The 18,908-nt window shown below is 41.7% G+C and carries 13 protein-coding genes; 6 read left to right on the top strand and 7 right to left on the bottom strand.

All coding sequences use genetic code 11. The features are described 5' to 3' along the window. Window positions 1–90: 90 nt before the first annotated feature. The gene (locus ABEQ24_RS13180; protein ID WP_430007208.1) at window positions 91–1,281 is read left to right on the top strand and encodes an ornithine--oxo-acid transaminase; all 1,191 of its coding nucleotides are present in this window, start codon (window positions 91–93) and stop codon (window positions 1,279–1,281) included. A gap of 100 nt (window positions 1,282–1,381) precedes the next feature. On the opposite strand, the gene ABEQ24_RS13175 is transcribed toward ABEQ24_RS13180, so the two are convergent. Both ABEQ24_RS13175 and ABEQ24_RS13170 read right to left on the bottom strand, forming a co-directional pair. Next, window positions 1,382–2,182: an aminoglycoside 6-adenylyltransferase gene (locus ABEQ24_RS13175; RefSeq protein ID WP_430007207.1), complete on the bottom strand. Its 801-nt coding sequence runs from the start codon at window positions 2,180–2,182 to the stop codon at window positions 1,382–1,384. A 120-nt stretch (window positions 2,183–2,302) separates the two neighbouring features. Continuing rightward, window positions 2,303–3,208 carry a fumarylacetoacetate hydrolase family protein gene (locus ABEQ24_RS13170; protein WP_430007206.1) on the bottom strand — a complete coding sequence of 302 codons (906 nt, stop codon included), beginning with the start codon at window positions 3,206–3,208 and terminating at the stop codon, window positions 2,303–2,305. A 375-nt stretch (window positions 3,209–3,583) separates the two neighbouring features. On the opposite strand from ABEQ24_RS13170, the gene ABEQ24_RS13165 reads away from it, so the two are divergent. Beyond that, window positions 3,584–3,757, top strand: a complete 174-nt coding sequence (locus tag ABEQ24_RS13165; protein ID WP_430007205.1) for an aspartyl-phosphate phosphatase Spo0E family protein — start codon at window positions 3,584–3,586, stop codon at window positions 3,755–3,757. On the opposite strand, the gene ABEQ24_RS13160 is transcribed toward ABEQ24_RS13165, so the two are convergent. The 5 genes from ABEQ24_RS13160 to ABEQ24_RS13140 form a co-directional block, all read right to left on the bottom strand. Continuing rightward, window positions 3,754–4,914 (bottom strand): DUF418 domain-containing protein, encoded by a 1,161-nt coding sequence (locus ABEQ24_RS13160; RefSeq protein WP_430007204.1) that lies wholly within the window; start codon window positions 4,912–4,914, stop codon window positions 3,754–3,756. The genes ABEQ24_RS13165 and ABEQ24_RS13160 overlap by 4 nt on opposite strands. A 131-nt stretch (window positions 4,915–5,045) precedes the next feature. Then, window positions 5,046–7,169 carry a DNA topoisomerase 3 gene (locus ABEQ24_RS13155; RefSeq protein WP_430007203.1) on the bottom strand — a complete coding sequence of 708 codons (2,124 nt, stop codon included), beginning with the start codon at window positions 7,167–7,169 and terminating at the stop codon, window positions 5,046–5,048. 252 nt (window positions 7,170–7,421) lie between these two features. Further along, the gene (locus ABEQ24_RS13150; RefSeq protein ID WP_430007202.1) at window positions 7,422–8,390 is read right to left on the bottom strand and encodes a LacI family DNA-binding transcriptional regulator; all 969 of its coding nucleotides are present in this window, start codon (window positions 8,388–8,390) and stop codon (window positions 7,422–7,424) included. A 78-nt stretch (window positions 8,391–8,468) separates the two neighbouring features. Next, window positions 8,469–11,810, bottom strand: coding sequence for a GH36-type glycosyl hydrolase domain-containing protein (locus ABEQ24_RS13145; RefSeq protein WP_430007201.1), 3,342 nt, complete (start codon window positions 11,808–11,810; stop codon window positions 8,469–8,471). A 4-nt stretch (window positions 11,811–11,814) separates the two neighbouring features. Then, entirely contained in the window at window positions 11,815–13,983 is a 2,169-nt protein-coding gene (locus ABEQ24_RS13140) for a glycoside hydrolase family 3 N-terminal domain-containing protein (protein WP_430007200.1), read from the bottom strand. Between the two features lie 471 nt (window positions 13,984–14,454). On the opposite strand from ABEQ24_RS13140, the gene ABEQ24_RS13135 reads away from it, so the two are divergent. The 4 genes from ABEQ24_RS13135 to ABEQ24_RS13120 all read left to right on the top strand — a co-directional run bounded on the left by ABEQ24_RS13135 (window position 14,455) and on the right by ABEQ24_RS13120 (window position 17,962). After that, window positions 14,455–15,717 (top strand): sugar ABC transporter substrate-binding protein, encoded by a 1,263-nt coding sequence (locus ABEQ24_RS13135; protein ID WP_430007199.1) that lies wholly within the window; start codon window positions 14,455–14,457, stop codon window positions 15,715–15,717. An 83-nt stretch (window positions 15,718–15,800) separates the two neighbouring features. Beyond that, complete coding sequence (locus ABEQ24_RS13130; RefSeq protein ID WP_430007198.1) at window positions 15,801–16,688, top strand: carbohydrate ABC transporter permease; 888 nt, start codon at window positions 15,801–15,803, stop codon at window positions 16,686–16,688. Window positions 16,689–16,707: 19 nt separating this feature from the next. Beyond that, window positions 16,708–17,562 carry a carbohydrate ABC transporter permease gene (locus ABEQ24_RS13125; RefSeq protein ID WP_430007197.1) on the top strand — a complete coding sequence of 285 codons (855 nt, stop codon included), beginning with the start codon at window positions 16,708–16,710 and terminating at the stop codon, window positions 17,560–17,562. A gap of 178 nt (window positions 17,563–17,740) precedes the next feature. After that, on the top strand, window positions 17,741–17,962 hold the full coding sequence (locus ABEQ24_RS13120; protein ID WP_430007196.1) for a spore germination protein: 222 nt from the start codon (window positions 17,741–17,743) through the stop codon (window positions 17,960–17,962). Window positions 17,963–18,908 lie beyond the last annotated feature (946 nt).

Below are 18,908 nucleotides of genomic sequence, written 5' to 3'. Positions count from 1 at the left end.
GTTTTCTTTAAAAAGGTAGGCTATTGTAGAACATGAGGGAATGCTAGGGTTCCCGTAATTCCAGACATAATCGCATACGGAGGGGATATTGTGTCAAAATCAGTACAAATCATCGACCTTACTGAAAAATATGGAGCAAATAATTATCATCCGCTGCCAATTGTGATTTCAAAGGCAGAAGGAGTTTGGGTAGAAGATCCTGAAGGAAACAAATATATGGATATGCTCAGTGCCTATTCTGCTGTAAACCAAGGACACCGTCATCCAAAAATCATTGCTGCACTGAAGGAACAGGCAGACAAAATCACTTTAACATCAAGAGCTTTCCACAATGACCAGCTTGGCCCCTGGTATGAAAAGGTTTCAAATCTTACAGGAAAAGAAATGGTTCTGCCAATGAATACAGGTGCAGAAGCAGTCGAAACAGCCGTTAAAACCGTTCGCCGCTGGGCTTATGATGTAAAGGGCGTTCCGGCAGATCAAGCAGAGATTATTGTGTGTGAGGAGAATTTCCACGGCCGTACAATGACAGCGGTCTCAATGAGTTCAAGCGAAGAATACAAACGCGGTTTCGGACCTATGCTGCCTGGCATTAAAGTAATTCCATTCGGCAATTTGGAAGCACTGAAACAAGCGATTACTTCAAATACAGCCGCTTTCATCTTTGAACCCATTCAAGGTGAAGCAGGCATTCACATTCCTGAAGAAGGATTCCTGAAGGCTGCATATGACATCTGTAAAGAAAACAATGTGCTTTATGTGGCAGACGAAATCCAGGCAGGACTTGGCCGCTCAGGAAAATTGTTTGCCTGTGACTGGGAAGACGTAAAACCGGATATGTACATTCTTGGAAAAGCGCTTGGCGGGGGTGTTTTCCCGATCTCATGTGTTGCTGCAGATAAAGATATCCTTGGCGTTTTTGAGCCTGGATCACACGGTTCAACATTCGGCGGAAATCCGCTTGCATGTGCCGTTTCCATTGCAGCCTTGGATGTGCTTGTTGATGAAAAGCTATCTGAGCGCTCGCTCGAGCTTGGAAGCTATATGCAGGACTGCCTGCGTAAAATCGACAATCCAATTATTAAAGAAGTACGCGGAAAAGGCTTATTTATTGGATTAGAACTCACTGAATCTGCGCGCCCGTATTGCGAAAAGCTTAAAGAAGAAGGACTTCTCTGCAAAGAAACGCATGAAACCGTCATTCGCTTTGCACCGCCGCTCGTCATCTCTAAAGAAGATCTTGACTGGGCGATTGAGAAAGTGAAAAAAATTCTTTCATAATAGTTAATTTTAACAGTGTTAATCCTATGCGGGGATTAACACTGTTTTTCAGTTTCAGCCCAGGCTTTGAAGCCATCCCAAAAAAAAATCAAACCCAGCTCTATGGCCGGGTTTGATCCTTCTTTATTTCAGACACTGCCATACTAAATAGCTTATCTGTCAAATATTGATCCGTTTTTGCCCCAGCCTTTTCCCCCAATTGAAGATGAAGTCTAGTAAACTCAGGCATCATTTTTTTCATAACGGCATAAATCTCTTCAGGTTCTCTTCCGCAATGAAAGCGGGCCAGTAAATCAAGCTGTTCTTTTTTCAATTGACTCCGCGGTCCCTCTATCTTAGCCCAGTCCCCAAATGAATTGGGCTGTATTCCGCATTCCATATACCACCCGGCAGCTAACGACTGCCTCATGCTGTCGATGCAGTGAATCGCATAATAAAGTTCACCGCGCATCATTCTTCTATAAGCTTCATGAAAATAGGCGAAAAATTTAGTTCTCCAAAACTCAAACTCTGGCTTAGAAATTTTATAGGAAAGCTGATTGGATTCGTTTTTTATTGCAGTCATAAATCCATTGTCATCGCGGACAATGTGAATGTTTTTAAGCCATACAGAAGGAGTGAGATCTTCTTTTCTGTAAAAAAAGACATCCGCCTTAATGAATGAATCATAGTGGGCAATGGTGTAGCTTGCACCAGGGAAGTCTTCGTAAAATAAAACGTTCCCCCATTTACCAGGCCTGATTTTTTTATTCAAAAGGAAATCTTCCCACTTATCTGGATTCACTACAATTCTTAAGTCTATATCTGAATACAAATCTGTATTCTCTTGGGCGATTGAACCTCCATAGAAAAAAGCTTCTATGTGTTGATCATGAAGAAGATCTTTCTTAATAGCAGCCAATAACTCCTGCCTCTTTAGAGGAATTCCCTCGTCTCTCAATCTATGATTCCATTCAAATCCCGCACATAATGATACTCCCTCTGCTAAAAACACACCAGCTGTTCAACTGGTGTGCTTGACTTATTCTCCAATCGTATTGCTGAGCGTCCCGATTCCGTCAATCGTAATCTCTACGACATCACCGGGCATTAAATATTTTGCAGGCTTGAATCCTTTGCCGACGCCTGCCGGTGTTCCCGTAGCAATAATGTCTCCCGGCTCAAGTGTTGTACCCTGAGAGATGGTCGAGATCACATTTTCAATTGAAAAAATCATATCTTTCGTATGTCCATCCTGCCTTACTTCCCCGTTCACTTTTGTCACCAAATTCAGTTCATAAGGATCTGGGACAGCAGACTTATGTACAATGAAAGGACCCATCGGACATGATGTATCAAGGCTTTTGCCAAGCAGGAATTGTTTATGCTTTGATTGCAGGTCTCTTGCCGTAATATCATTAATAATGGTATAGCCATACACATAATCCATGGCTTCCTCTTCAGGGATGAGTTTTCCTTTTTTCCCGATAATAACCGCGAGTTCGCCTTCATAATCGAGTTCCTTTGTGAGATGCAAATGCGGATCAACCGGTTCTTCATGTCCAATCACGGTCGTTGGTGCTTTAGAAAAAAGCATCACGTGTTCAGGAATATCCGCTTCGCTTCCAAGCTCCACCGCATGTTCACGATAATTCTTTCCGACGCAAAAAATATTCTTGCGGGGGTTCAGGATTGGCGCGAGCCAGTTAACTTCTGAAAAGGAGTATAAGTATGATTCGGTTTCGTCTGACTTTTTCACCCATGTTTCAAGCTGTTTAATATGGTTGAAGAATTTTTCTCCCATTTCAATGCATTCAATCACCGTACGCGGGGCTGAAGACATATCAAATAATTTTTTCTCTGCCCTTTGAATATCAAGGATTTTATTTTCTTCCATAATCAGTCCGATGAATGTTCGACCGTGTAGCTGTGCAGTTGCCAGTTTCATAGTTTTCCCCCATTTTGCCTTTGATAGAACATTTAATGATTCCTTGCTTTCTCTTTTGTAAAATATTCGCTAAACAATGACATATTTCCTCTATAAAACAGATGAAGTTTCAACTCAAGAAGAAGTTTTCTCTTATAAATCAGGTAATTAATGAGTGAAATAGATCACTCTCAGCTACCCGCAAACAGCCGCTGATTGTAGAAATCTGTAATGTTTTTTGTTATTTTAGCGAATGTAAACCATTTTGTACAACCCTGTGTATAATAAGCTTATTACCTATGAAGAGATGCATTATAAGGAATCAATTTCACACTTTAAATACACTTTCCGCCTGAAAAAACAGGACATATTAAACCGAAAGTTGGAGAAAAGATCATGGCACTGAACGAAATTGAAAACTACAGACAAAAACTTTTTGAATCTGCAAAAGAATACGGCATGAACTCATCAGAAACCGTTCGCCGCAGCCAGGAACTTGATTTATTGATTATTGAACAAATTAAACAGCAGCTTAAACAGCACAGATCCCTTCAGACTGCCGTCAATTAGCGCGGCGAAAAATAGATCCACTTCCGCAGCAGCCATTCAGCCGGCCCAAATCGGGAGCGCTTAAACCAAAGGTGACTTAAAAATACCTGCATCCCGTAAATAATGAAAACCAGCACGAACCCTGTCCATTCAGAGATTTCACCATAGAATCCAAGACCATAAGAATAAAAGATAAACGCGCATACAACCGATTGCATAAGGTAATTGCTCAAAGAGCCCCTTCCCACAGCTCTAATTGGCTCAAGCCTGAACTTAAATTTAGTTAAAACCATCAGGACAAGTGATACATAACACAGGGTTAAAGCAGGACCTCCTAATGATAATTGCAAATGCTGAGTAAGAATGCTTTCATTCCAATAATAGGGCATGCCTTTAAAAACGGCAGCCGCAGCACCTGTAATGAGTGCCGTGCGTTTCCATTCTTTTACCATCGGCTGATGAAACCAGCCTCTTTTATAAGCTGCCGCACCAAGCATAAACAGCGGAAGAATGGATGCGATCAGGAAAACGGCATTCTCCGCATTGTTTACATAAGCCCAATCCGTCAGACGCTGCTGGGTGATTTCAATAAAACTTCCTGTCGAATAGACATCCAATGATTGCTGGATGGCTTCCTGTGATCCATATTTTTCAGCATCAAGACTTAATGGTTCTCCTAAATATGCCGCCATCAAAGCAAGCGTAATCAGGAGGTTCGGCAGGATCAGAATCCACAGTGCCCACTTCATGAGGCGCCCAGCACTCCATTTAATAAAAAACATAAAGATAAACCCGATGATTGCGTAATTTGTCAGGATGTCCCCGTGCCATACAAAAGCGGCATGAAGAATACCGATCATAAAAAGACCAATCAGCCTCTTAGAGTAATACCGTCCAAACGAATGTCCTTTTTTCTTTGCCCTCTCATAAAAAATCACACTGCCCGCACCGAAAAGAAAGGAAAAAAGCGGATAAAAACTCGCTTGCGCGAACAAATTGATGAATTGTTCGATCAGCCTGTCCGGGGCTGCCGTGCTGCTGACAAAACTGCTTTTGTACAGTGCGGGCTCATGGAACGATTTCATATTCACCAATAGAATCCCAAGCAGAGATAGACCCCTTAAAATATCAAGGGAATGAAGCCTGTCTTTTTTTTGTATTGCGTGTAATGAATCCATTGCAGCCTCCAATTTCATCTAGTTAAGCAATATCATATCACATTGCCTAACCTCTCTTTTCTGATTCAGTTGCATCAACCCCATTTTACCCAGTCCATATTCTCTCTTTTAAGTCTGACAAAATGGAACTGTCAAGAGAAAGAAAATTCTATTTTTCCTTCTTTAAGAACAAGGCTTGCATCAAACGGTTTCTTGCCTTTAAAACCTTTCAGCTTATTCGTTTTCCCTTTAAGACACAGCTGTTTAATTTGTGCCGCTGAAATCGATTTGCCCAATAGCTTTTTCGGAAACGTCTGCTTGCAGCCTGTTTTGTAATCTGTGCATCCGTAAAAAGTCTTGCGGTCCATGATGCTGCCTTTTTTACAGGCAGGGCAAATACAAATGGCTTCTCTTGTATCTGCAGCCGGCGGTGCAGTCACTTCTAGCTTCTCCATGCTCACACTAGCCTGATCAAGCAATGTGAAACAGAATTTTTTGGCTGTATCAATAAATACGTCTTTTGACTTTTCCCCGCTGCCGATGCCTTTCAGATAAACCTCCCATTTAGCTGTCATTTCCGGTTTTGAAAGGAGTGTGCCCTCAACAGCTTCACAGAGAATTTCCCCTTTTCCTGTAACGAATACTTCATTCTTTTTGACTTCAATGAATTTCCTCATCAGCAATGTATCAATAATTCCAGAGCGGGTTGCCTCCGTTCCAAGTCCTTCGGTGCTGTTCAGCGCTTCTCTCATTTCTTTGTCTTCAACATGCTTGCCTGCCGTTTTCATAAGGGTAATCAGCTGGCCCTGAGTGTAAGGTTTTGGCGGCTGCGTCATGCCATCCTTTACATTCACAGAGGCTGCAGCTGCTTCCCCATTTGTAACTTTCGGAAGCATTTGATCCTCTTTTTTTTCATCTGCTTCTGCAGGTTCTTTTTGATATAGTGATTTCCAGCCAGGATTCTTCAGCGTTTTGCCTTTACTGATAAAATCATTTTTTCCAATAGAAGTGATAATGGTTGTTTCATCGTACACATAATCTTCCATGAACATTCCAAGTGCTGTTTTTATGACCTCTTCATAAACGGATTTTTGTTCATAGCTAAAAGAGCTGAAAACAGCTGAACTGACCTTCTTTTCAGTCGGTACGATCGCATAATGATCACTGACTCGCTTAGAATCTACATATCTCTTTGTTGGATGCAGCCGCACAGGATTAATCGACAGGGATAGTGCCTGCTGATATTGGCTGATATTTGCTTTAATATAACTGAACTCTTCATCTGTAATATATTGCGAATCTGTCCGCGGATAGGAAATGTATCCTTTTTCATATAATGATTGAGCCGTTTTCAGCACCTGGCTCGGACTCATTTTCCGTTGTTTATTCAGCTTTGCCTGCAAAGTTGATAAGCTGTGAAGCTTTGGTGAAGGCACGCGTTTTTCAGCAACTTCTGTACTTTTAACCATTGCATCATACGTTTTCTGATTTGCCGTGATATCAGGTGCTACTGCCGAAAACAATTCTTCAGACGTTTTAAAACGGCCTTTCAGCTTGCCTGTATACTTTCCGTTCTCGACCTTGAAGGCTGCCTGCATCTCGAAGAAAGGTTGCGGTTTGAAATTTTCGATCTCTTTTTGCCTGTCATAAATTAATTTTAATACAGGGGTTTGAACTCGGCCGACACTGAACACATCGCGGATCCCCTTTTTTTGAAGATGCAGGGTATAGAGCCTGCTTGCATTTAATCCGACAAGCCAGTCCGATATTTGCCGCGCTTGGGCCTCGTGGAATAAATGAATTGTTTTACTGCCGTCATACAGCTCATTAAAGCCTTTTACAATCGCATTCTCGGTTAATGAAGACGTCCAGAGACGTTTTATCGGCTTTTGATTTGCGCCGGCCATCATGATCAGCAGCCGCGCGATGTTTTCTCCTTCACGGGCCGGATCTGTACCTATAATAATTTCGTCTGCTTCTTTTAATAGCTCTTTAACAATCTTATATTGCTTTGCTTTTCCTTTACTTACTTTATACAAAAACTGGTCCGGAATAATCGGCAGTGTTTCAAGCCTCCACTTTTTCCATTCATCTTTATATTCATCAGGATTTTTAAGCTCGACTAAATGGCCGATTGCCCACGTGACCTTCGCACCATTTGGAAAAACAGAGCATGACCCAATCTCCAGGTATCCCTCTCTTTTTACAAAAGGAAACGGAGCAGCGAGTTTACGCCCCTGATCAGGTTTTTCTGCCAGTATTAGAACTCTCGACATGCTTTCTTGAACCTCTTTTCAAACATTTAATTAAGAGAGACTATAAATCTGCTGTCCTCTCATTCTGTCTATAGTATGAAACATCTTCTCTGAAAAAGAAATACATGACACCGTGCAGCCAGATACTAAAACAGAATTTTGCTTAAGATTTCAGCTCTTATATCCGGTAAAATCTAATTTTACATTAGACAAACGAAAGACGGGAATGGAAAGAATCCTAACAGATCCCTTCCACTCCCGCCTCATAATCCTTTAACCCGCATCTCCAATTGATTCGCCTTCTACCAAGGTCACATAAATCCGTTCATTTTCTGCAGGCACATCTTTGATCAGTTTCAACAATTGCTCTGAAGCAACCGCACCCCACCTGCGTTTTGAATAGTCAATCGTAGCTAGCCGGGGCTTGGTATGATGTGAAACCTCCAGGTTGTCAAAGCCGATGATATGAATATGCTCTCCTGCATTGAACTCTGTATTAGCCAAGTAATTGTACATGCCAATCGCCATTTCATCATTTAAACAAAAGGCTGCAGCAATTTGATCATATTCATTAATGATTTGCTCTGCGGCCCGCTCTCCCGCTTCTTTAGTAAAATCACCTTGAATTTCTGTATATTCAATATGAGGATACCTTTGTACAGCCTGTCTTACTGCGTTTAATCTCTGCATCGAATCGAATGAATCTTCAGGACCCGTGACCACATACAGTTTTGTATGTCCTTTCTCAACGATATGATCAATGGCAAGTGTGGCACCCGCTTTATTATCCAATAAAACCTGATTAATATTTGGATGTTCGATTTGCCTGTCGAGTATTACTATTTTATGTCCCCGCTCTGCATACAACAAAAGTTCGTCGCTTGAAAACGTCGAATCGAGAATAATCGCACCATCAATCATGCGCTCAGGCAAGTACCGATGAGAATGCTCCCCGCTGCAGACAATCAGTCCATAATCATTTCTGCTGAGAGATTCCAATATCCCCTGAAGCAATTGGCCGTAAAATGCTCCGCTGAAATCAGTCAAATAGACACCGATCACTTTCGTCTCTCTCTTTTTAAGGTTACGGGCCGCTGCATTAGGAATATAATTTAATTCTTTGGCAATGGCTAATATTTTCGCGGAGGTTTCTTCTGTAACTTTTGGGCTGCCGTTTAGCGCATAGGATACCGTTGAAATGGAAACTCCTGCTTTTTTAGCGATATCTTTAATACTGACCAAGAAACTCTCTCCTATCTCTTCCCTTAACATTACAGCTATTATACAATACGGCGGTCAATCATGACCGCCTGCTGTTTATTACATAAAAATGTCAATCTCAGCTGTATGGTGTTCAAGCCATTTTTCCAGTTCTGTTCTTGGAATGCGAATGCCGCTCTCCCTGTATTGATTCTTCAGGATTTCCCCTTCAATCTCATTCCCGTTAATTAGAACATGGCTTAGTTTTTCACCTTTTATGCGGTAAGTAAACGTAATTTTCTGTCCATCATACTCAAATTGAAATTTAAGGCCGTCTAACCTTTGAGGAACCACGGGATCGATGACTAAGTCACCTTGAACTTGCCTGATTCCGAGGCAATTGGAAATCAATTGATTCATATAAATGCCAGGACCGCTTGAATAGATTCTCCATCCCCCTTTAACAGGGACTTTGCCATCACGCAATTCGTTAAATCTTTCCTGTGCCGCGTAGCGGTTATTGAATTTCCCGTCTGAACTGCTGAAGTATGCATTGCTTTGGCGGTGTTCAGCGTTTGGAACAGTCTGACTAATGCCAACTGGATTAATTATGGAAAGTCCGTCCCAAACCTCATCCACTTTTCCAAGCTTAGCCATAGCTTCTACATATCGGATATGTGCATGAACATATTGAAGTCCTACCTCACGGCCAAAATTGGCTGCTTGTTCCGCCCGTTTAAAATGAGTGCTTACCCCTCCTGCGTATTTTGCAGGACGGTTCATTAAGCGGACTCCATCCGGGCAATAAAGTTCCTGTTTAATCAGCTGATAATGTCTTTCAGCCTGTTCAGGCGTAAGCAGTTCGCTGATCATGCTCCGCGTCATCGGCAATAGACGATAGCTGATGCCTGTTTTTGTATCTTCCGGGTGCAGCATAAGCTCTTCCCCGCCCATTTTTTCCATGTAAATAAATCCGGGAATCACATCCGTCTGAAGCATATATTTATTAAAATCAGCTTTAATTCCTGCAGCTAGTTTTTCAAGACTGTCAGCCTCTTTTTCATCCACTTCCAAAAGAACTTGTGAAAACTGGCTGATGACCTGATATGTCAAGGCTACTGTCCAGCTGCTGACCATATATTTTTTCAGGCTGGCATTTGCAGGCTGCAAAGTATCGTCCCAATCTCCGTCACCATAGGAAGACAGATAAGTGTCATGCAGAAAGTGCTGTTTAATATAGTCAATTTCCTTATTGGCATGATCTAAAATTGTTTTTTCTGTGTCCGTAAATTGAAAGGATCCGCGGATTGTATACGGCACTTTTTCAGTTAGAATACTGTAGTCCTTTGTAACAGCAAGATAATCACCAAGTATTTTAAGCGGCCAGACGATAATGTCGCCGTGGCTTTCTCCGTGCTGGATTTTAGAATAGCTGTCAAACATAAACCATTGCGGCCAGTTCCCATCATCCTCATACTGGTGGGAGTATACGGTTTTGATAATTTCGCGGACGGAATCATATTTTTGTGTCGCCATGAAATATTCAGCTGGCCCCTGGCACACATCCCGTGTACCCCATGCAGCCCCTCCGTATTGTTCCAGACCGTGGGGAACTGAATAATGGACAAGCATATTATGTGTGTACCACCAGGCAAGGTCGTTCACTTTTTCAACTTCTTCTTTCCCGTCAGGCAATGACAAACGGAAACCATTCATGACTTTTTTATAAAATTCGCGGTATCGTTCGATTTCCTGTTCTGCATCAAGAACTGATGCAGATCTTTCTTCCCCGTGAAGATGTCCTGTGAAGACTATGTTCCAATTACTTGACGCAGATAACTCCATCACAACTAAGGAAGCTGACATCGGCTCAGCATTTTCGGCAAGTGCCCGCTCATCTTTGATCACCGCATCTGAGCCTTCTACCTGAAGACGATACATTAACTCCGGATAAACACCAGCACTGTCTGCTGCAGCATCTGCATGAAAAGTGAGGGTTTGACCATCTTTCTCCATTTTGAACGATGTTTCATATTCATTATTGTTCATTGAAACTTGGTGTGTGACAAGGCAGCGATATGCGCTGCCATTTTGAGAACGGACATGTAACTGAATTTCCGGAGAATCAACTGTCGTGAAATTTGTAATGATCAGCATATCTTTTTCAAGCTTATAGTACCAGCGGGCATAATTGAATCCCATTTCAAACATAGACGGCATAGTTAATAACTGATAAACTCCATCTATTTCCGCATATATGCGCTGGCCAGAGGTTTTTATTACATTCAGTGCATTTCGGGTATTGGTCAGCATTTTATTAAAAGAAGTATTTCCGATTACAAGCTGCGAATTGAACACACCATACATAAAGGAAGACGTCGTAATAATTTGATCAGAGAGCCTGTCATTGTTCCCTGTCATCAAAATATGACCATGAGGACGTTCGACTAGCATTTCCTTTTCCTTTAAAACAATATGCTCATGTGTATCTGTAAAGAAAGAAAGCAGGGTATCTCCGTCCCATTCTTCCTGATGTCTGTCCGGAAAGTACTGATTCACTTCTTCAATTGTCATAGAAAGTGTCTCAAGAGGCGTTCCTATGTCAGAAGATGGTGATATCTTTTCAATAAACTGAAAGTCTTTCTTGCTTTCTGTCTTGCCTTTATTCCATGCATCCTCTGCCTCATTTGCGTATTCCAGTGCAGCAACGGCTTCAGGATGATTTTCTTTGAAAAGGCCGTAAAAAACAATCTGTGCTTTCCCTGCCAATTTCACTCGTTCCGATTGAAGAGCTGTATAGGCAAATTCATATTGGTACACTTCATTTGCCAGATTTTCTTTAGTTAATGCTTGTGGAATATTTGTTTCTTTATAAGATAAGCCATAAAACTGATATCCGTCTGTTGAATAGCCCGCGGCTTTTGTCAGAGCACCCTGCTGAATATAAGGAAATCCGGAGCTCTGAGGCTGGTTTTGGCGGGAGCACACAACATACCCAAAACGCTCATGTTCAAAGACACGATGGTCAATATATTGAGAGAGGTATGCTTCGTTTGTACGGACTGCGCCTTTGTTTGCAATTCCCAGATCTTGACCGTAAATCACGTCCGCAATCACGTCATTCCCTTCAAGCTCCACATTCCAATACCAAATGCCTCTTTCTGTTAATTGAAACGTCACTTGATAGGATACTTGTTCAGCTTTTCCAGTCCAAATAACCTCAGAGTCTGTAAAAGAAACTTTGCTGTCAGACTGTACACCAATCAAAGGAAAAAACTGAATCTCATTTTCTTTATGCAAGCGCAAATACAGATTATTTAATGATCCGTCTATAGGGTTTGAGATCCACTGATTAATCATTGTATCTTTATGGGAGGCAAGTCTCAGATCTCCGCTGTTTAAAAAGCTGAAGCAAATATCTCCTGCTTTGATTTCAATTGTTGAACCAGTCATTGTTGTCATGTTTTTATCCCTCATTTTCTTTCAATAATTCGAATGGCAGAGCAATAACATCCGTGCTGTTTGCACCAATATAGATATAAAACTTGCCTGGATCGCTTTTAAATGTCAGGTCTGAATGATGATAGCGAAGCTTTGCTTCGGATAATTCAAACGTCACTTCTTTTGTTTCCCCAGGGTGCAGAAGAACTTTCCTGAAATCTTTCAGTTCTTTTAAAGGACGGACTACTTCTCCTGCCAGATCTTGAACGTATAGTTGAACCGTTTCTTCTCCGGATGCTTCACCTGTATTTGTCACCTTCACAGATACTTGCAAAGTCTCTTTTTCATTAATGGCATCCCTGGAGAGGCTTGCTTCGCTATATGCAAAACTTGTGTAGCTAAGGCCGAACCCAAACGGTAAAAGCGGTTCATTTGGGATATCCAAATATTTTGAAACGTACTCATCCTGAGCCTTTTCAGGCGGGCGGCCGGTGCTGAAGCAATTGTAATAGACTGGCACTTGTCCGACAGAGTGTGGAAATGACATGGATAAACGTCCTGATGGATTAACATCACCATATAACAAATCTGTTATGGCTGCACCGCCCTCTGTCCCTGGGTACCATGCTTCAAGTAAAGCATCCGATTGATCGATCACACCGGTCAAATCCAGAGGCCGGCCATTAAAGAGCACCGTTACAATCGGTTTATTCAGCTGTTTCATCGCTTTGATTAATTCAGCTTGTATTTCAGGAAGGCGGATATTTGACCTGCTTTTTGCTTCACCGCTCATACCAGAATGCTCGCCTAAAGCAAGCACGATCACATCCGCTTTTTGTGCTGCCTCAAGAGCTTCCTCAAGCTGACTTTGATTCCCCTCTTCTATTTCACAGCCCCTGGCAGTTTGGAGCTTTGAAGATTCCAGTTTCATTTTAAACCCGTCTGAGAGTTTTACAGTTTCATCTTGGGAACCGAGCCATGACCACGGCCCTAAAAGATCGCCGCTTTCAGCAAACGGTCCAATAAGAGCAATGTTCTGGCTGGTGTTTAATGGAAGAACGCTTTCATTTTTTAATAGAACACAAGATTTTGCTGCAAGTACTCTCGCTGTCAGACGGTGTTCCGCGCAAAGAACAACCTCTTTTTCAAGCTGCACATCCGCCCCCCGGTACGGGTTATCAAATAATCCTAATTTTTGCTTCAGCTCCAAAATCCTTAAGACTGCTTCATCAACAAGCTTTTCATCAAGCAAATTTGCTTCTATTAAACTCTTTAAATGCCTGACGTAACAGGCAGTCATCATTTCAATATCAACTCCTGCCCGGAAAGCTTTAAGTGCCGCTTCTGATTCATCAGCTGCGACGCCATGCGGAATCAGCTCTTTGACTGCTCCCCAATCAGAAATAAGAACTCCGTCAAATCCCCATTCATCTCTCAGTACATCCCGCATCAGCTTTTTATTGCCGCTTGCAGGAATGCCATCTACTGTATTAAAAGCCGTCATAACCATCTCGCAGCCTGCATCAAGCGCTGCCTCATAAGCAGGAAGATAATATTCACGCAGCGCGCGCTCTGACATATCAACGGTATTGTAGTCACGTCCGCCTTCAGCAGCACCATATGCTGCAAAGTGCTTCACGCATGCCGCAACCCGATTCAGATCGGATGTTAAATCTGTCCCTTGAAAACCGCGGACAAATGCTTCTGAAAACCGGCTATTAAGATATGGATCTTCTCCCGTAGATTCCATCACTCGTCCCCATCTCGGATCTCGCACTAAATCAACCATAGGGGCAAACGTAACATGCACACCGGACACAGCAGATTCTTCAGCCGCAATCTCCGCGCTTTTTTCAGCCAATTCGGTATCCCATGAGCATCCAATTGCAAGGGGTATAGGAAAAATAGTCTTATATCCGTGAACAACATCCGCCATGAATAAAAGCGGAATTCCTAATCGGTTTTCTTTCATATGGGCAGTTTGAATGTCCATGGTTTCTTTTGCTCCTGATGCACCTAAAACAGATCCGCTGTTTTGAATGACTTCCTTTGTGATTCCCATATCTGCCATGGGTCCTGTTATTTGCCCTTCACTGCTTGCTCCTTTATAAAATGGAGTCGCCAGCTGCATAAACTGAGCTATCTTTTCATCTAGTGTCATCTTCTGGATCATAGAGTTCAGTTTCTGTTTCACTATTTTTCATCCCCCATATATTGATAACTTTTAAAAAGTATGTAATAAAAACGTTTCGATTTGCTATTTAATTGGATTATAAACGCTTTCATTTTGTGAGTCAAACAATATCGAAACGTTTTTAACAGAGGTAAATCTCTTATTTTCCTATTTATCAGCGAATAAATAATAGAATTTTGTTGGAAAAATGAATAAAATCCAAAATTTTTATGTTGAAAACGATTACACACTCCATTATAATAACCCTATCGAAACGTTTCTACAATTCGTTTTATTCCTTGTATTGTTCATACAAAGGGATAAGGCCGCTGCATTCAGTCAATCTATATTTTTTTCTTATTAATAGAAACGTTTCACCAAAGGGGGATGGGTTAAATCTTTCAATCTTTCACTTTGCATACTCTCTTAATGCTTATCGTTTACACCATTGATTCTTCTTATCAATGAATTACATGAACTGGGGGAAATAAAATGAAGAAATCTGCAAGATTTAAGAACAAAAAATGGATCAGTGCTGCTGTATTAGGAACTTTGCTTGTTTCTGGTGTGATGGCAGGCTGCTCAAGTAATTCAGCATCATCCGATAAAACGACCATCACTGTCTGGGGCATGGGTGAGGAAGCAAAATCCCTTCCAAAAATTGCTGATGAATTTGAAAAGGAAAACCCGAAAATTGATGTAAAGGTTCAGGCAATCCCATGGGATACAGCACATGATAAATTATTAACCGCTGTTGCTTCAAAAAAAGGCCCGGATGTTCTGCAGATGGGAACAACATGGATTCCTGAATTTGCTTCTGCAAATGCATTAATGGACTTAACACCTCACATAAAAGATTATCCGGAGCTTGATCCTGCCAAGTATTATGAAGGTTCCGTAGAAACAACTAAATTTGAAGATAAAACGGTAGGAGTGCCTTGGTACATTGATACGCGCGTTCTCTATTATCGTACTGATTTACTGAAAGAAGCAGGCTATAACGAAGCTCCAAAGACATGGGATGAACTTCAGGATGCTGCAAAAAAATTAGCTGAACGCGGAAAAGGCAAGTATGGAATAAGCCTTGATACTAAAGAACAAAGCTTGGCATTCATGTTCGCAAGACAAAATGGTTCAACTCTGCTTGATGACCAAAATAAGCCGCTGTTCAACGAACCGGAATTTACTGAAGCTGTAGAGTACTTAAACGGATTTTTCAAGAATGGATCAGCACCTAAAGATGAACTGGGAATAGATATCATCCAAGGCTTCCGCGATGACGGAATTCTTCCAATGTTCATCAGCGGACCATGGATGATTAAACTGATTAATGACCAGGCTCCAGAGCTTGAAGGGAAATGGGCTACTGCTGTTCTTCCTGCAAAAGAAAATAACATCTCTGCACTTGGCGGATCAAATCTATCAATTTTTGAGCATACAAAAAATAAAGATGCATCTCTAAAATTCTTAGCGTACATGAATAAACCTGAAACACAGCTTAAGTGGATGGAAATGACTAATTCACTTCCATCAACAAAAGCAGCTTGGGAAGATGAATCTTTAAAAGAAAACCCGCTTTACAAGACGTTTGGAGAGCAAATGGAGCACTCACAAGCAATGCCTGTAATGAAAGAATGGGAAAAAATTGCCCAAACTTACCTAAGCACGTTTGAAAAGATTTACCGCGGCGGCTCAGATATAGAAAAAGAATTAGATCAATTCAATAAGAAGTCCGAAGAAATTTTAAACAAATAAAGTGACAGTATTGAGCTGACAGGCAGAATCCTCTGTCTGTCAGCCATTATCCATTATTGGCTAACGTGAAAGAAGGGATTCCCTTGAAAAGCATCATTAACAACAAAACACCATATTTCTTCATAGCGCCTGCAATACTCTTGTTGTTCTTGTTTTCTTTGCTGCCGATCTTTGTGGCTCTGATTATCAGTTTCACAGATATTGATTTAGCAGGCTTGGCAGATTGGTCAACCATAAGCTTTATTGGATTGCAGAATTATCAGGATGTTTTAAGCGATGAGATCTTCATTAAATCTATCCTAAACACCCTTTTTTACGTAATCTTTGGGGTTCCGCTTGTCATTGTCTGTTCTCTTGGAATCGCTCTGCTTATTAACTATGGAAAAGCACGTATTTTCAAAGCCTTCAGAGCTGTATTCTATATGCCTTCAATCACGAATGTTGTAGCAGTTGCCGTAGTATGGAGTTATTTATATAACCCTCAATTCGGTTTGTTCAACTACATATTGGAGCTGCTTCACATCCCTCCCGTCCCTTGGCTGCAGCACCCTGTAATGGCAAAAGTATCTTTAATCGCTTTAGCTTTATGGCGTGCAATCGGAATTAATATGATCATTTTTTTAGCAGCACTTCAGGGTATTCCCAAAACGTATTATGAGGCGGCTCAGCTTGACGGTGCAAGTGATTGGAAACAGTTAACAAAAATCACCATTCCCCTGCTCCGCTATGCGATTTTCTTTGTCTCCATTACTACGATGATCGGCTGGCTGCAATTTTTCGAGGAGCCATTTATTATGACAAAGGGCGGACCGCTTGACAGCACAACATCCGTCGCATTATTTATCTACCGCAATGGATTTCAGCTCAGCAACTTCGGATACGCTGCTGCTGGCTCGTTTATCTTGTTTATCGCCATCATCATTGTGACAATGATTCAATTCAGATTACAGAAAAAAGATGTTGATTATTGAGGATGAAGAGGTGAGTGCAATGAAAACAAAAACAATGAAACAGCCTGTGTATTTAACTGAAAAAGAGCGTTATAAACAGTGGACACTTGGCATCATTTTAACAATTGGCGGCTTTCTTATCTCCATCCCATTCATATGGATGATTCTCTCGGCATTTAAAACTGAGAGTGAAGTCATGCAAATACCGCCAACCCTATGGCCAAGTGAATTTACTCTTGAAAATTTTGTCAATCTTTTCGTCAACATGAATTTTGCCGTTTACTTAAAAAACACCATTATCGTAGTGCTTTTTTCGTTTGCCGGATTGTTTCTAAATGCGATGGCGGGATATGCCTTTGCAAAATTCAAATTCAGAGGAAGAGAAAAGATTTTTTATATGGTGCTTGCTACAATGATGATTCCCGGACAAGTTACTATGATTCCTGTTTACTTAATTTTAAATCAATTGCAGCTGACAAATACAATGGCTGGAATTGTCTTGCCGGGTCTTGTCGGAGCCTTCAGCATTTTTCTGTTCAGACAATTCATGTCAACTATACCGGATGAATTACTTGAGGCTGCAAGACTTGATGGGGCAAGCGAGTTCCGCGTCTTCCTTCAAGTCGTCCTGCCGATCTCCAAGCCGATTCTTGCTGTCCAGGGAATCCTTACCTTTATTGCAGGTTGGAACAGCTTCTTATGGCCATTAATTATCGCAAATGACGAAGCACTTTATACCCTCTCAGTTGGTTTGTCTTTATTAAAAGGCCAGTATGGAGGAAACTTTGCCCTGCAAATGGCAGGATCCACCTTTATGGTCGTTCCGATTATCCTCATTTTCATCTTATTTCAGAAGCACATTATTGAAGGATATACGATCTCCGGAATGAAGTAACAAAAAAGGAAAACTGCTGTTGAGAGGACCTGCAATATTTGCGGGTCCTTTTTTATTTTCAGCAGTTATCCCACTCCCCTTATCCGCTAAATAACTCCGCACCTATCACAAGTCTGCCTATTTTTCATACGATATTTACAGGTGCAATACTTTACCTCAAAGCAAAGGATGTCGGAATATGCCAGCCATAGTAGGAGCATTTAAAGTAAATGCCGTTGGTACGAGCAGCATTGTTCATATCGGGGATGTAATTACCATCTCGCCATACAGCGAAGTCAAAACCTTTGCAGGGGCTGGGTCTTTCAATACAGGAGACGGTTTGAGCATTAACAATCAAAATAGTGTCACGAATGCTTATGATAATGACACGATTGACCAGCCGGTAGTTGGGAATGCATAAAGGGGAGTATGTTTCCTCCATTGAGCGCACTCACAGGGTTTGTGGAATCAAAGAGGGCTTTTGTTTCCTCCTTTGAGCATACTCCCGGGTTTTGTGGAATCAAAGGGGCTTTTGTTTCCTCCTTTGAGTACACTCACAGAGTTTGTGGAATCAAATAGGGCTTTTGTTTCCTCCTTTGAGCATACTCCCGGGTTTTGTGGAATCAAAGGGGCTTTTGTTTCCTCTTTTGAGCACACTCTCATGGTTTGTGGAATCAAAGAGGGCATATAATTCCACCATTAAGCACACTCACGGGTTTTGTGGAATCAAAGGGGCTTTTGTTTCCTCCTTTGAGTACACTCACAGGGTTTGTGGAATCAAAGAGGGCATATGATTCCACAATTAAGCACACTCACTGGTTTTGTGGAATCAAAGGGGCTCATGTTTCCGCCATTCAGCACACTCCTGGGTTTTGTGGAATCAAAGGGGCTCATGTTTCCTCCATTCAGCACACTCCTGAGTTTTGTGGAATCAAGAGGGCTTTTGTTTCCTCCTTTGAGCACACTCACAGGGTTTGTGGAATCATAGGGGGCTTTTGTTTCCTCCTTTGAGCATACTCCCGGGTTTTGTGGAATCAAAGGGGCTTTTGTTTCCTCCTTTGAGCACACTCTCATGGTTTGTGGAATCAAAGAGGGCATATGATTCCACCATTAAGCACACTCACTGGTTTTGTGGAATCAAAGGGGCTCATGTTTCCGCCATTCAGCACACTCCTGGGTTTTGTGGAATCAAAGGGGGCTTTTGTTTCCTCCATTGGTCAAACTCACGGGTTGTGGAATCAAAGGGACTTTTGTTTCCTCCATTGAGCACACTCTCATGGTTTTGTGGAATCAAAGAGGGCATATGATTCCACCATTAAGCACACTCCCAGGTTTTGTGGAATCAAAGAGGGCTTTTGTTTCCACCA

The organism is Metabacillus idriensis, from assembly GCF_050483325.1.
Lineage (GTDB): Bacteria > Bacillota > Bacilli > Bacillales > Bacillaceae > Bacillus_P > Bacillus_P idriensis_A.
The sequence above is the reverse complement of the archived record's forward strand: the minus strand, read 5'-3'. Positions and strand labels throughout refer to the sequence as shown.